The organism is Flavobacterium rhamnosi, from assembly GCF_048286515.1.
Lineage (GTDB): Bacteria > Bacteroidota > Bacteroidia > Flavobacteriales > Flavobacteriaceae > Flavobacterium.
The window spans coordinates 49,033-64,142 of record NZ_JBLVPS010000010.1 but is presented as its reverse complement, the minus strand read 5'-3'; the positions used below and the strand labels follow the sequence as shown (position 1 = coordinate 64,142).

At 34.7% G+C, this 15,110-nt stretch carries 14 protein-coding genes; 3 read left to right on the top strand and 11 right to left on the bottom strand.

Annotated elements, in window-relative coordinates; genetic code table 11:
• The first annotated feature begins 90 nt into the window (after positions 1-90).
• Positions 91-645 carry a C40 family peptidase gene (locus tag ACNQGN_RS09970; RefSeq protein WP_417987679.1) on the top strand — a complete coding sequence of 185 codons (555 nt, stop codon included), beginning with the start codon at positions 91-93 and terminating at the stop codon, positions 643-645.
• 145 nt (positions 646-790) lie between these two features.
• On the opposite strand, the gene ACNQGN_RS09965 is transcribed toward ACNQGN_RS09970, so the two are convergent.
• From ACNQGN_RS09965 to ACNQGN_RS09955, 3 genes are all read right to left on the bottom strand, one after another.
• A complete protein-coding gene (locus tag ACNQGN_RS09965) occupies positions 791-1,852 on the bottom strand; it encodes an alkaline phosphatase D family protein (protein ID WP_417987678.1) in 1,062 nt (353 codons plus the stop codon).
• Between the two features lie 363 nt (positions 1,853-2,215).
• A complete protein-coding gene (locus ACNQGN_RS09960) occupies positions 2,216-3,007 on the bottom strand; it encodes a transglutaminase domain-containing protein (protein WP_417987677.1) in 792 nt (263 codons plus the stop codon).
• A gap of 250 nt (positions 3,008-3,257) precedes the next feature.
• Positions 3,258-4,676, bottom strand: coding sequence for an adenosine deaminase (locus tag ACNQGN_RS09955; protein ID WP_417987676.1), 1,419 nt, complete (start codon positions 4,674-4,676; stop codon positions 3,258-3,260).
• A gap of 341 nt (positions 4,677-5,017) precedes the next feature.
• On the opposite strand from ACNQGN_RS09955, the gene ACNQGN_RS09950 reads away from it, so the two are divergent.
• The gene (locus ACNQGN_RS09950; protein WP_417987675.1) at positions 5,018-6,541 is read left to right on the top strand and encodes a SulP family inorganic anion transporter; all 1,524 of its coding nucleotides are present in this window, start codon (positions 5,018-5,020) and stop codon (positions 6,539-6,541) included.
• 68 nt (positions 6,542-6,609) lie between these two features.
• On the opposite strand, the gene ACNQGN_RS09945 is transcribed toward ACNQGN_RS09950, so the two are convergent.
• Genes ACNQGN_RS09945 through ACNQGN_RS09935 form a run of 3 tightly spaced genes read right to left on the bottom strand, consistent with a single transcriptional unit; the run spans position 6,610 to position 9,211 of the window.
• Complete coding sequence (locus ACNQGN_RS09945; protein WP_417987674.1) at positions 6,610-7,383, bottom strand: sulfite exporter TauE/SafE family protein; 774 nt, start codon at positions 7,381-7,383, stop codon at positions 6,610-6,612.
• 22 nt (positions 7,384-7,405) lie between these two features.
• Complete coding sequence (locus tag ACNQGN_RS09940) at positions 7,406-8,683, bottom strand: MFS transporter (RefSeq protein ID WP_417987673.1); 1,278 nt, start codon at positions 8,681-8,683, stop codon at positions 7,406-7,408.
• The gene (locus ACNQGN_RS09935) at positions 8,684-9,211 is read right to left on the bottom strand and encodes a GNAT family N-acetyltransferase (protein WP_417987672.1); all 528 of its coding nucleotides are present in this window, start codon (positions 9,209-9,211) and stop codon (positions 8,684-8,686) included.
• A 176-nt stretch (positions 9,212-9,387) separates the two neighbouring features.
• On the opposite strand from ACNQGN_RS09935, the gene yaaA reads away from it, so the two are divergent.
• On the top strand, positions 9,388-10,146 hold the full coding sequence (gene yaaA, locus ACNQGN_RS09930; RefSeq protein WP_417987671.1) for a peroxide stress protein YaaA: 759 nt from the start codon (positions 9,388-9,390) through the stop codon (positions 10,144-10,146).
• A gap of 68 nt (positions 10,147-10,214) precedes the next feature.
• Here the strand turns inward: yaaA and ACNQGN_RS09925 are convergent, their stop codons facing one another.
• The 5 genes from ACNQGN_RS09925 to ACNQGN_RS09905 are packed head-to-tail and all read right to left on the bottom strand — an operon-like array spanning position 10,215 to position 14,835.
• Entirely contained in the window at positions 10,215-11,801 is a 1,587-nt protein-coding gene (locus ACNQGN_RS09925) for an MDR family MFS transporter (RefSeq protein WP_417987670.1), read from the bottom strand.
• 1 nt (position 11,802) lies between these two features.
• Positions 11,803-12,882: an HlyD family secretion protein gene (locus ACNQGN_RS09920; RefSeq protein WP_417987669.1), complete on the bottom strand. Its 1,080-nt coding sequence runs from the start codon at positions 12,880-12,882 to the stop codon at positions 11,803-11,805.
• 11 nt (positions 12,883-12,893) lie between these two features.
• Positions 12,894-14,219 carry a TolC family protein gene (locus ACNQGN_RS09915; protein ID WP_417987668.1) on the bottom strand — a complete coding sequence of 442 codons (1,326 nt, stop codon included), beginning with the start codon at positions 14,217-14,219 and terminating at the stop codon, positions 12,894-12,896.
• A complete protein-coding gene (locus tag ACNQGN_RS09910; protein ID WP_417987762.1) occupies positions 14,209-14,586 on the bottom strand; it encodes a TetR/AcrR family transcriptional regulator C-terminal domain-containing protein in 378 nt (125 codons plus the stop codon). Before ACNQGN_RS09910 ends, ACNQGN_RS09915 begins: the two co-directional genes overlap by 11 nt.
• Before the next feature lie 12 nt (positions 14,587-14,598).
• The gene (locus tag ACNQGN_RS09905; protein WP_417987667.1) at positions 14,599-14,835 is read right to left on the bottom strand and encodes a TetR family transcriptional regulator; all 237 of its coding nucleotides are present in this window, start codon (positions 14,833-14,835) and stop codon (positions 14,599-14,601) included.
• Positions 14,836-15,110 lie beyond the last annotated feature (275 nt).

Sequence of the window (15,110 nt, the reverse complement as noted above, 5' to 3'; positions counted from 1 at the left end):
AACTAGATTTGTATAGTGTAAGCTAAAGGGCAGAACATATCGCTAGTTGTTTACTACAGCTTTACTCAATTTTATAAACTTAAATATAAGATGACATCTAAAAATAAAAATTTCTTGAAATTTGCATTAGGCATTTGTTTATCGCTAATTCTTTGGTCTAACTTTACGTATGGTTCATCCAGAAGCCTTAGCGGTTTTACGCAAAGCAATGAAACTATTGTCAAGGACGTACCGATAAATCCTATTGAAATTAATGTTTCCCTAAGGGACAGGATTGTAAGCTTTGGAATGGGATTATTAGGAACGCCATATGTTCAAGCCGGTTCTGGTAAAAGTGGGTTTGACTGTTCCGGATTTGTTTACTTTGTTTTTCAGCATTTTAAAATTCAGGTTCCGCGAAGCTCTTCAGAATTTAAGAATTTTGGGAAAGAAATCCCGATCGACAGTGTAAGAAAAGGGGATATTCTGTTATTTTTGAGTCCCACCAGAAATGTAATTGGCCATTTGGGTATAGTTACAAATCCAAAAGGAAATGAAAGTGATTTTATCCATGCCTCTTCAGGTCGTGAAATGAAAGTGATTATTACAAGTCTAAAACGACCAGGGTATACTCGTAGATTCGTAAAAGCAATACGTGTCTTTTAAATTTAGGATGTAATGATTCAGCTTTCCTCGAATGAGAGGCATAATGTAGAAATATTAAATTAGCTCGTCATAAGGCAGTAAGTAATCACTTGGTAGCTTATGGCTTTTATTATGCTGTCTGTTTGCTTCCGAGATAGATAAAGCGCTATTTTTTAAAACTAATTTCATCCAGTCCTATTGTATACTCCAAACGTTGATTGTCATTAATATCCCAGATTTCCATTTTTATTTTTGGGATTTTATTTTTCCAGTCTATGGTTAATAAGCCAAAATGGTTTTCCATAACTGGGCCTTCAATTCTGTTTTTATTGGGTGTCGCAAAATGCCAGGTTGAGGAAAGTCCGCTAGATGTAAAGTCGTAGATAGGATATAGACCTGGTTCGGTAAGTTTGGAGATTTCCGCATAATGTACATCTCCCGTTAAAAATAAAACGCCGTTTGCTTTGGTTTTTTTAATTAAATCTAAGAATTTTTTTTGCTCTAGCGGAAAATTGGCCCAGCCCTCGTAACCATTGTATTCAATCCCAAACTGTGAGCCTGAACCAATCAGTCGAATATCAGCGGTTTTTTTTAGTTCTTCTTCTAACCATCTCCACTGCGCTGCTCCTAAATACGTGGAATCGGCCGCTTTTAGTGGGGTGTAGTCCAAACTGTAAAAATACCTTTTATCATCAGCAACTTCACCATTGTATTTCTTATAATTGTCTCTAAAAGTACGATTGTCTAACAGGATAATCTGTACTTTTTTTCCTTTGTTTTCATACATATAGGATGTGTAAACACCTTCATGTTTTCGTCTTTCAGAACCGGAAGGTTCATTGAAAAACGTTAGAAAAAGTTCCTTTGACTCTTCTTTTTTAGGGTAATGCCGGCCTGCATCATTTTGCCCATAGTCGTGATCATCCCAAGTACCGATGATAGGCACATTGTTTCTCAAATTTTGAAAAGTGGACTTAGCCGCCAGTCGATCGTATTTTGATTTCAGTGTCTTCATATTGTCAGTGTCTCCGTAAATGTTGTCACCAAGAAAGACAAATAAATCAGGTTTGTGTTGTACTACAATATCAAAAATTGGTAACGGACTACTCTGGTTTGCACATGATCCAAATGCAATTTTTGAAATGTTCTTTTGGGAGTAACCATTCCATGAAAGCAATGATACAAACAATAAAAGGAGCGGTGTTTTAAGTGAACTATTTTGAATCATTTTTTTAATTTTTGTCTGTTTTAAATTTATTCTGTAAAAGGCAATCTATTGGCAACGGATCAATGGTTTTCATGCAAAGCGCGTTTGGACTCCATGAAGTTATGTCTAAGCTGGGGTATGGTGAATTTGCAGTTTTATAGGGTGTGTATTTCTGAGGTTCTTACTTGCATTCGCGCTGCGGGACTGCAATTGCCAGGATGTTCTGTTAACTAAATGTCAAAATCTTCAAGTGAGTTTTGTAAATATATGGGTGTATTGTCTCTTTTGTTTTTCAATCTTAAAATTGGTCTTGCAAGTGCCATGGGTGATTGTAAATAAATTCGTATTTCCAAATATAGTAAAATTAATGATTTGGAAATCTATTTATTGATATTTTGGAAACTCAAAAGCATAACTCTTACCAAGAAGAAATAATAATCCATGAACAATAGGCTCAGGAAGAAAGTTTAGTTTGTCTAAATAGAAGTCGTAAGTTTTGTTGGAATAATTTGTGATTAAAAAAGGAGAAGAGTTAGAAGTTATATAAATAGCTGTTATTCTTTTATTGTCAAGGGTGGTATTTTCATTAAAACACGAAAAGCTTACTTTTTCATTTTCTTTTTTTAGAGTAACCAAATCAGAAATAGACAATGGAATTGCTGGATTTACAGGATAGAAAAGTAGTGACTTGGAAACATCAATAATAAACCATTTTTGCAATTCTTTTGAATACACTTCATTAAAGGCATGACCGCCTCTGAGACTGGGGTCATTCGAGATTACTTTGAGTCCCCATTCTTTTACTCTTAAATCATTAATCACACAAAAGTTATTGAAAACCTGTGAAAAATCACTGCAAACGCCTCCTTCACCATTCATCATTTTTCGTAAAGCCATTTCTGAAGATTTGCCTAATCCGGGTCCTCCTTTTATGTTATTTCTTAGCCAAATAGCTATTTGTTTTGCCTTGTCAAGATCACTTAATTCGGTTTTAATTTTTTCGAAAATTAAAGGGTTTAATTCAAAAAATATTTCTGGAATATCGATCGTTTTATTTATGTTGTTGTAACAAAAATCTTCGACACGATTAGTAGTTGCATTTTTAGAGAGTAATCTAAATCGCACTTCGTATAGTAATGGATGCCTTCTTAAATACCAGATTAAAGATCTACTCATTGTTTAATAATTAATCATGTTAGGACAATTAAAATAGAAAAACACTGCTTTTAAATGATTTTTGTAAGTGTAAAGGTATAGTAGTTAAGTAGGTAAATCAAATATAGTAAAATTAACTATTTAAAAAATATTTTTTTGGGATAACCGTTAAACGGCAAATAAAAAACCACAAGAGGGACTTTGCTCATAAATAAATTTAAAGCGTAGTACTAGTTTGTAAGAGAAGTACTTTTTTGTGTTGGATTCCAATTTATTTCATGGGAAAATTAGATTCGAAAGTTTTAAATCTGGAGTCGAGATTTTTCAGCAGTTTTCTTTTTACAGCTGCATCTTTTATAAAACTATAATTGATGCTGTTGTAAACAAATTGCTTGATGTCTGAATAAGAAACGTCTTTGTATCTTTTTGCTAACAAAACATATTGCTCTGTCATATTGGTGCGTAAAATTCCTGCATCATCGGTGCTGATAACAATAGGAACGTCAAATTCTTTGTATAGCGTCAACGGATGGCGGTTTTCTTTCACTTTCAAAATGAATTCATTACTGACCAGGTTTATTTCTATCGGAATTGTTTTTTTTGCCATATAACGCAGTAAATCATAAGAGTTCTGTTCATATGCCATATCCACTCCATGACCAATACGATTTGCTCCTGCGGTATAGACAGCAGCGCCAATATGCCAAGTTAGTTCTTCTGGCTGCACTAAACCAAGAGTTAGCTCTCCGGCATGCATTGTGTATTTTACATTTGGATAACGGGAATGGCAATATTTGAACATGACCATGTGCAACCAATAATCTTTCATAGCTGTTTCCCCATCTTCGGGAGAAACAATGTTTACACCCGCCATAAGTGGACTGCTGTCTGCCGAAATAAATGCAATTACCAGATTTTTAAATAAATCTACGGGCTCCATGAAGCGTAGTACGAAATTTTGATAGCGCATTGTGAAACGTGAATCATCAATCTTAAGTTCATTGTGAAGCTTGGCTACAAAATTAGTGTTATACTCTTTGGCGAAACTAACAGCCTCTTTTTTTAGTAATGAATTGTAAAGGGAATCCAATGTTTTTTGGATGGCTTTTTCATCTTTTACCAAAGCCAATTTTCGCAATTGCCCATTGAATTTCGTTAAATCATCAGTATCCATTGCATATGGAATCGTAGCTAATTGTGTTTCAATATAACTTACATTTTCTGAAATAGCTCTGTTTTTTAGTTCCAATAATCCTTGTCCAAAGTTACCTTTGATAGCTGGTTCAAACTTCATAAAGGATTCGAAGAATAACTTATCCGATGGGTAGTCAACATTATTGTAGTCTTTTACGGACCATTTTTGCATTATTTTTTGCTTGTAAAGGTCTACTGTTCCCTTGCTTTTTAGAGTTGAGAATTGCTCCCAGTTGCCAGTTGATGGTTTTTCTTTTGAGACGCTCATAGTTTCGGTATTGAGATAAAAATTTTCAGCTATAGCACGTTCCAGTAGTGGCTCAGCATAAATGGAACCAGAATAGTGATGGTGTAAATCGCCTCCTTTTGGCATGTGTGAAAAGAAAGCGGTTAAGGCAGCCTCATTATCTCTAATCTTTTCAAAGTAGTCATTGGTGGATTGTGAATAACCAATATTCAAGAGAACGGAAAAGAGGAAAGAATAAAATAATTTCATATTGTGATTGTTTGTTTTGCAACCTGTAAATCGTCAAAAATAAATTTTAATGAATTTAGGGAAATGAATTTAGCTCCAAACTAGTTATGCATATTAAGCATTTCCACACCAGAGCTATTTTTTTCAAATTTAAGCAATTCCGTTTTCTATTTTAAGCATCGAATAAAAAGTTTTACTTTTGCCATTCTGATAAAAAGTATTTGCTGTTTTCTAATTCGATTCTCGATTTAGTCTTTTTACCAATTTATTTTATACGTTTCGTATTGTACTTATTGGCTTTTATTGGGGTTTTTATAGTAAGAATCCTGACGTTAACATTTCGCACACCTATTAAGCAAACCATGAAGAGTTATTTTGATTTTAAGCAAGGGGTAAATTATAAGACTGAAATTTTAGCGGGTTTAACGGTGGCGATGACCATGATTCCTGAATCGTTATCTTTTGCAATACTTGCAGGCTTTCCACCTTTAACAGGTTTGTATGCCGCCTTTATTATGGGTTTGGTTACCGCAATAATAGGAGGGAGGCCAGGAATGGTTTCTGGAGGAGCCGGCGCAACGGTGATTGTTTTAATTGCCTTAATGAGATCAAACGGTTTGGAATACGTTTTTGCAGCGATTGCCTTAGCGGGTATTTTACAAATTTTAGTGGGTGTTTTGCGACTGGGGAAATTTATACGCCTGGTACCGCAACCCGTAATGTATGGATTCGTCAATGGATTAGCGGTTATTATTTTTATGTCGCAATTGGAACAATTCAAAACGATAGTTGCTGGTCAAAGTGTTTGGCTTTCCGGTAATCCAATGTTAATTATGTTGGGTTTAGTCGTATTGACAATTGGAATTGTATTGTTTTTTCCTAAAGTTACTAAAGTAGTTCCGGCTTCATTAGTAGCCATTGTTGTGGTATTTGCGCTGGTCTTTTTCTTGGGTATCGAAACCAAAACAGTGAATGATATTGCTTCAGTGAGTGGTGGTTTTCCGCCCTTTCATATTCCAAATATTCCTATAAACTTAGAAACGTTGCAAATTATATTTCCGTATGCTTTAATCATGGCATCGGTCGGATTGACCGAAGGTTTATTGACTTTAAGCTTAGTCGATGAAATCACGGAAACCAAAGGAAATGGAAATAGGGAATGCATCGCGCAAGGGAGCGCAAATATCTTGAATGGATTTTTCTTTGGAATGGGTGGTTGTCCTATGATTGCGCAAACATTAATAAATCTTTCAGCAGGATCAAGAGCGCGTTTATCTGGAATTATTGCAGCGCTGACAATCCTTTTTATCATTTTATTTGGTGCCCCAATAATTGAGCAATTACCGATGGCAGCTTTAGTGGGGGTTATGATTATGGTAGCCGTTGGAACGTTTGAATGGGCCAGTTTGCGGATCATCACTAAAATGCCGAAGCACGATATTTTTGTGGGTATTGTTGTGGCTTTAGTTACTATTTTGTTGCACAATTTGGCCTTAGCTGTTTTGATTGGAGTACTTATTTCCGCTTTGGTTTTTGCTTGGGAAAGTGCTAAAAGAATACGGGCCAAGAAATATATCGATGAGAAAGGGGTGAAGCACTATGAAATATATGGTCCTTTGTTTTTTGCTTCAACAACCGCTTTTTTGGATAAATTTGATGTAACGAATGATCCAACCGAGGTAATTATTGATTTTAGAGAAAGTAAAATCACAGATATGAGTGCAATTGATGCGGTAAACAAAATTACAGAGCGTTATGCAAAACTCAATAAAACCGTTCGTTTGCGTCATCTAAGTGAAGACTGTCATCAATTGTTGGAGAATGCGAATGGGATTATAGATGTTAATATTCTCGAAGATCCAACCTATCAAGTGGTTATTGATTAATTTTAAATAAGAATGTGACCCCAAATAAATACGCAAAAGCCATTTTTTAGGATTCTTGATATTCCATTTTAAATGATACCGATAATCAGCAGAACAGCAAAAAGAATAAGCATTACTGTCACTATATTTTGAACGGTTTTGATCGTTACTTTTTTTAGCAATTTGTTGCCAAAATAAGCGCCTGTAAAAGCCGAAAGAGTTGCTATTGTAAGCAAAGTATAATCAAATTGACTGTGTTGGTTTATTATTTGTTTCGAATAGACAGTCAGTCGGGAAATATCCACTAAGCAGGCGATAACTACTCCTGTGGCAATAAAAGATTGTTTTGATAAATTAGCTCTTATCAAAAAAGCGGCTCTCAAAGCACCTTGATTCCCCGAAAGCCCGCCGAAAAAACCACTTAGAATTCCACCAATAGGAAGGTATCTCTTTTCAAACTGTAAATTGGCCAGGTTGGGGACAGCTTCAAAAAGAGAAAATAATAATAATACAATCCCAATAATAAGCTTTACGGGCATGATTTCAAAAGTGTGGTTCCCTATTTGATAGTCTGATAATGGAGGCATATCGGTTAGTAATGAAAGGATATAGGCACCCAGAAAAGCAAAAACTATTGCTGGAATTCCAAAGCGTAAAACAACACTGGTATTGGCACTTTTGCCCAATAAAAACAACTTGAAAAGGTTGTTCAAAAAATGGACTATTGCTGTAAGTACGATAGCCATTTCGATAGGGAAAAAGAGTCCGAATACAGGAACAAGAAGTGTTCCTAATCCGAATCCGGAGAACAATGTTAAGCCAGAGCCTATCAATGCGGCCAGACAAATGATTATATATTCCATTTTGGTATATATTAAAAAGAAGTTATAGAAAGGGTTGTGTTTCCTGTTCCGAATAATTCAAATCGGTATGAAAGGTTTCTTTCAGTTTCCAAAGTGCTAAAATAGAAATTGCAGACAGTATTAATCCCACGATCATTCCAGCATTAAGAATATTTCCATCAAAAAATTTGTCTCTGAAAAAGCCGTAAATTAAGATGATTATTGGGAGTGAACCCCGAACAAAATTAGGAACTGTCGTTGTTACAGTTGCCCGAATATTGGTTCCGAACTGTTCTGCTGCAATGGTTACAAACAACACCCAATACCCTACCGAAAATCCCATAATAAAGCACAGGGTATAGAATGTTGAAGCTGTAATTCCAAATGCGTTGAGATACACAAAGACCATAATCAGATTGAAAACTAAAAATAAGTACATGATTTTTTTTCTGCTTTTCAGCCACTGGCTTAATAATCCTGTAGTGATATCTCCAAATACCAATCCGGCATAACACCAAGCGATAGCTTTTCCTGCGGCAATAGTTTCGAATCCCTGAACGCCCAAGGCTTTGGCAAATTCTGGAGAAAAAGTGATCAGTACTCCAACCAAAAACCATAGAGGAACCCCGATAAGAATACATTGCAGGTATTTTGAAAATCGCTTTTTATCCTGAAATAAAGATAAAAAATCCCCTTTCTTTTCTTCGCTTTGTTGTACTTTTTTAAACATTCCAGATTCTGAAATACTTATTCTTAGAAAGAGTAATAGAATTCCTAGAACACCGCCGGCGTAATAACACAAACGCCAATCCTGAAATAGCTGATAGACCAAGTAGGCTGCTACGGCACCAGAAACACCAACAGAAGCTACAATCATAGTTCCGTAGCCTCGCTTTTCTTTGGGTAACGATTCTGTAACCAGAGTGATTCCAGCTCCCAATTCACCGGCAAGTCCAATTCCTGCGATTAATCTCCAGATGGCATATCCATCAACAGTGGTCACCATTCCATTGGCAATATTAGCTACAGAATAAATTAAGATAGAACCAAATAAAACAGAAATTCGTCCTTTTTTATCACCTAAAATCCCCCAAAGAATGCCTCCAAAAAGCATCCCGAACATTTGCATACTAATCAAATATTCCCCCTGATCTCGAATCGCATCTCCTGTAATTCCCAAATCTTTAAGGCTGTCGGTACGAACGATACCAAAAAGCAATAAATCATAAATGTCTACAAAATAGCCCAAGGCAGCTACAATTACGGCAGCATTCAAAATTCGAACTGGCTTTTTTAGGTCAGGGGATTGTGTACTGCTCATCTATTTTTTATTTAGTACATATTGCATCAATAAATCGGTTTGTTCTTCATCTCCTAATGTAAATACGTGTTTGTCAAATTCAACAAAACTATTTTTGGTGTAGAATCGGAGTGCTCTGTGATTTTCTTCCCAGACACCAAGCCAAATGGAATCAACACCCGTATCTTGTGCGATTTTTTTTACTTCATCAATTAATAGTTGCCCCACTTGTTTTCCATGAAAAGCTTGTAAAACATAAATTCGATGGATCTCTAAAGCATTTTTACTAATAGTTTCGGTTTGGGCATCGCCAAAATTTATTTTCAAATACCCAACGATTTCCGAGCCTGAAGTTGCGAGATAGAACGCAGAATCAATATTGTTTATTTCTGAAGTCAATTGTTCTGAATTGAAACTTTCCTTCACATAATTTTCAATATTTTCAGGTGTATTTACAACTGCGAAAGTTTCTATAAACGTTTGCGTGCTTATATTTTGTATCGTTTCAAGGTCGGCTAGTGTAGCTTTTCTAATTTTAATTGAACTCATAAGTAGTGGAAGGGCGTTTGTTTTATTTTATATATCAAAAATACACAAATAATTTTGGTGGCAAATTTTCATTATCTATAATACTATTAAACAAATCAATATTTAGTTTCCTACTTTCTTGTTTTCAATTTGTACTTTTGAAGCAATTAATAAATGAACTTGATAGAGTATAGTGTATGAAAATTGTTATATCGCCAGCCAAATCCTTAAACTTTGAAAAAGAGTTACCAACTAGACTTCACACAGAACCCCAGTTCCTAAAAGAATCGCGACAAGTTCATAAAGTTTTGAAACAAAAAAAACCTGCCGAGTTATCTAGTTTAATGAGTATTTCTGATAAACTCGCTGATTTGAACTGGAAACGCAACCAGGAATGGAAAACACCTTTTACTATTGAAAATGCCCGCCCAGCTGTTTTTGCTTTTGATGGAGATGTATATACTGGTTTAGATGCGTATTCAATACCAATAGAAAAATTAGAAACCTTGCAAGATAGGTTGAGAATATTATCTGGTTTGTACGGATTATTAAAACCGCTGGATTTGATACAAGCGTACCGATTAGAAATGGGAACAAAACTGCCTGTTGATGAGCGTAAAAATTTATATGAATTTTGGAAACCAACGGTTACAAAAGCCTTAAATAAAGAACTTAAAAAGGACGAATTGTTTATCAATTTAGCCAGTACAGAATATTTTTCAGCAATTGATGTCAAAGCATTGAAAGTTCCTGTAATCACGCCAGAATTCAAAGATTATAAAAATGGAACGCTAAAAATAATCAGTTTCTTTGCTAAGAAGGCCAGGGGAATGATGGTTCGGTATATTATTGATACCGATGCAAAGACAATTGATGATTTGAAAGGTTTCAATTATGAAGGCTATCAGTTTGACGCTAATTTATCAAAAGGTAATCATATGGTTTTTACGAGATAATCTCTTCGTATTATTAAAAAAAAAAAGCCGTTATCTACAGTAGAAAACGGCTTTTTTTTTATTTAATATTAGTGCATGGCATCTGCAGGATTGATTTTGTTCTTTCCTTTTTTAATAAAAAAGATTATTGGAATACAAAATAAAAACATGATTCCAAGGTACAGAAAAATATCCATATACGATAAAACGGTGCTTTGTCTCATTACAGAATAATCAATGACCTGATACGCTTTTTTCAAAGACTCGTTAGCGGTAAATCCTTTTGACATAAAACCCTTTTGCAGCATCAAAACACGTTGTTGCACTTCTAGTCTGCTTGCGTCTAAATGGGAAACCAAATTAACTCTGTGTTCTTGACTAAATCGTGTGATAAAAGTCGTGATAATAGCAATACCAAAAGAACCTCCCAATTGACGCATCATTCCTGTAAAGGCTGCCCCTTCGCCAATATCTTTTCCTTTTAAAGTGGAGAGTGAAAGTGTTGTTATAGGAACAAAAAGCAGTCCTAACCCAATTCCTCTTAAAATTAATCCCCAATAGAGATGCTCAACACCCGTATTGGGTGTCATGCTATTGTGCATCATGAGAGCAAAGAAAAAGAAAATTAAAAACCCAAGACCTACCATATAGCCTTGCGGAACTCCTTTTTGAATTAATCTGCCGATAATGGGCATCATGATTGCTGTAGTGATTGAACCCGGAATAAGCAATAAACCTGCATCAGTGGCAGTCCATCCTAAAATCGATTGTGTATAGATTGGAATAATTAACGTGGAACCATAAAGTCCAAATCCTAAAATAAAACACATCAATGTTCCAATTCTTAGATTTCCATCTTTTAAAACACTCAAATTGACAATAGGATGTTTATAAGTCAACTCTCTCCAGATAAACAATACCAAACCAAAAACAGATATGACGGTCAATACTGTAATTATGTTGTTATTGAACCAATCGTCTTGCTGTCCGTGTTCTAAGACATATTGTAATGAACCAATGAATACTGTTAAAAGAAAAATCCCCAACCAATCGACTTGTTTGGCTTTCAGCTTTTCACCATATTTAGGACTTCTTACAAAACTCAAAGCCAAAATAGTTGCTATGATACCAAGAGGAATATTGATGTAAAAAATATAAGGCCAAGAAAAATGATCAACTAGATAACCACCTAATGGCGGTCCCAAAGTAGGTCCCACAATTACACCCATTCCATAAATTGCCTGAGCCATACCTCGTTTTGCAACTGGATAACTCTCCGTAATGATCGTTTGGGCCGTAACTAATAAAGCACCACCACCCAGACCTTGAATAAATCGAAAAGCGATTAGTTCCCATATATTATTGGCATTGCCGCATAAAAAGGAAGCGACCGTAAAAATAATAATGGAAGTCACAAAATAATTTCGTCTTCCAAATTGCTGTGAAAGCCAACTCGTCATTGGGATTACAATGACATTTGCAATAGCATAAGCGGTAATTACCCAAGCGACATCATTTAAAGTAGCACCCAGGCTTCCTCTCATATTTGTTAATGCTACATTGACAATAGTGGTATCCACGATTTCGAGCAGCGCACATAGAACCGCTGTGATCGTAATTAAAACGCGTCGATAGCCATATTCTACTAAATCATCTTCTACTTTTACTTGTGTCATTTTACTTTAAATGTACGTCAACATCAACATTCATTCCTGGTCGTAATAATTTTATTTTTTCGACATCATTAGATGTGTTCAGACTTATTTTTACAGGTAATCTTTGAATGGTTTTTACAAAGTTACCAGTAGCATTATCTGGAGGCAAGATTGAAAAACGGGAACCGGTAGCAGGAGAAAATGAAGTTATTGAACCTTCAAAATCATAATCAGGATAAGCATCTACTTTGATGGTTACTTTTTGTCCAACGACCATTTTGTTCAATTGTGTTTCTTTGAAATTAGCAATGATCCAAGCATTAGAATTATTGATGATGTAAAATAGGGATTGTCCGGGTTGCACCAATTGCCCTGGCTGGATATCAATTTTTGAAACCTGACCATCGATTGCTGCCGTAACTGCAGTGTAGGATAAATTTAATTTTGCAGCCTCAAGCATTGTTTCCGCTTTTTTGATGTTGGCAGCAGCCACTTCTGTTTGCTTGTCTGAAACTTTCGACTTGGCTACAATAGCTGATTTTTGATAAGAAGTTGCTTTTTCCTGTTGTTGTAAAATACGAATTTGACTTTCCGCTTCTTGTTTTGCAGCTAAAGCCTGCTCGTATTGTTGCTTGGTAATTGAATGATTTTTAAATAAATTTTCATAACGATTATAGTCACTTGTAATTCTGCCTAATCTAATTTTTGCCGTTTCGATATTTCCGCCCGCTGATTGGACATTGGCATCAGAAACAGAAATATTAGCCAAGGCAGTACCGGTATCTGCTTTTGAAACTTCAAAATTACCTTCTGCAGCCATTAGTGAAGCCATTGCTTCATCAATTTTTAATTGATAATCTCTTTTGTCGATTGTAAATAACGTATCTCCTTTCTTTACAAAATCATTATCTTTTATATATACTTTATCCACATAGCCGGAAACTTTAGGGATAATTGGATTCATATTTTTCTCAATTTGGGCATCGTCTGTTTCTTCATGCGATAGGGAGTGTATGTATTTATAAGTACCATAAGTTCCGCCTAATACAACCAAAGCCACTAGGATAATAATAAATTTTGTATTTGTTTTTTTCTTTTCCATGTGATTGATGATTATATTTTTGAAAGATTGAAAGATTGTGATAATTGTCCTGTAACAGAAAGCAATTCGTAGTATTTCTGAATAATATTTGCTTTTGCTAATGCCTTATTGATTTTTGAGCCCAATTGCTCTACATCGGCTTCCAGTAAATCATTGGTGTCAGAAAGTCCGTTGTCGTACTTGTCTTTAATTATTCTATAGTTTTCTGTAGATTGCTCTAACGCTTGTCCGTAAACTGTATTTTGCTTTAATGCCAAATCATAGTCTTCAATCGCTTTTTGAACTTGAATTTTAATGTAGTCGGTAAGTATTGCCTGAGAATTTTGTACTTCGAGTGATTTACTTTCGGCTAGTTTAACCATAGTTCCGTTCTTAAGTATGGCACTTAAATCATAAGAAACACCAACTCCAATGTTCATTGCATTTTGAACCGTAATTACATTTTTTAAGTCTAATGCAGTATAGCCACCAATAAGTGCGATAGCCGGATAATAGGCACTTTTTGCCACTTTAATATTGGCTTGACTTGCTTTTTCCTGAAACCGAATTGCTTCTAAATCTTTACGGTTTTGTAGTGCTGGCTCATCATTAGTAGGAATGTTATCCATTTGAAAGTTAGCGAAATCACTTTCTCGGACTTCTAATTTTGTTTCAACCGGTAATTTCAACAATGTAACTAAATAGAAATTTACAATGTTTAAATTAGTGGCCGCTTCATCTATAGATAATTGAATTTTAGAAACTTGTAACTGCGATTTCAGTAAATCATTTCTAGGAATGATTCCGTTTTTTTCCATTTCACCAAAATCAATGGCACGCTGTTGTGCACTTTTTTGATTTTCTTTTAGCAGTTCAATGGTTTTTTGTGCTTTGTATAAATTTGCATAATTATTAATCACTTTCATAGCGATTTCTTCCTTTGTTTGAGAAGCAGTTGCTGTTTCAGCCTGGTACATATTTTCGTAGACCTTAATGCTGTTTTGAATTTTGAAACCTGAAAAAACCGGAACGCTGGCATTAACTTGACCAAGAATCAATTGGTCTACAATTGGAAGCGGCTCGGAATCATTACTTTTATTAATTTTCAAATTGACCGATGCTTTTGCCAATCTTTGATATTGTCCTGAAACTTTTAAATCAGGATATTGATTGTTTTTTATCGAGCGCAATTCATAGTGTTTAGTTGCCACTTTGGAGTTGGCTAAACTGACTTCATTGCTTTTTGTCCAAGCTAAATGAATGGCTTCATCAAGGGTAAAACTTGTTTTTTCCTGTGCCTCTAAAGATGAAATCCCAATAAAGAAAATCCCAAAGAGCATTAATTGACTAACTTTCATAAATCAGAAGGGCTTTTATAGTTTGTTGGATGTGCTTTGTCAAAATAGTTTTTATGTAATTGTTGTATAAATCTTCGGTTTTTAAATTCAATAAATTTTCAAAGAAAGGTTTGTTCATATGAAAATGAAAAAAGGTACCCAATATTGTAGGAGTAATAAGAGGAATAATAACGTCTTTTCTGAAAACACCCTTTTTTTGACCTTCTTCAATAATAGATTCAAGGGATTTGAGGTTTCCTTTTTTTAATTCAGAAAAAGCCTGAAGATTTTGCTCTCTTTTTTTGGATGTGAATTCGAAGTGTAAAATTCTGTAAATTCCTCTGTTGCTATTGATTCTATTAATGTAAAGTTCAATTAGCTTATTGATTTTTTCGATAGGTTAGAGATCTTCTTGCAATAAATTGTCTAATTGATATTTAAGATCGGATGTTCTGTAAACAATAAGAGATTCCAGTAAACGCTCTTTGGATCCAAAGTAATAGGAAACCATAGCAATATTTATTTTTGCTACTTTCGAAATATTCCGAATAGACGTTCCATCAAATCCTTTTTCAGCAAATAATGTCTCTGCAACTTTAAGAATTTGAATTTGTTTGTCGTTAAAATCAGTTTTCAATACCATCTATTTTATGAAAAAACAAAATTAAACAAGTGTTTAACTTAAACAGTTGTTTAATTTTGTTTTAACATTGTTTTAACATTAAACATTTGAAATGACCAAAAGTTATTTTAGGTCTGAGTTTTTAATTTCAACTATTAAATTGGTATAGAAATCCAAATTTCTGTTTCTGGAATGCCGCATTTTTTATCTATTTTGCTTCTAATAGTTTAAAATAAGTTTTACAACAAAACGAATGTTTAAAAAACGAACGAAGAAGGATTGCAAATCCG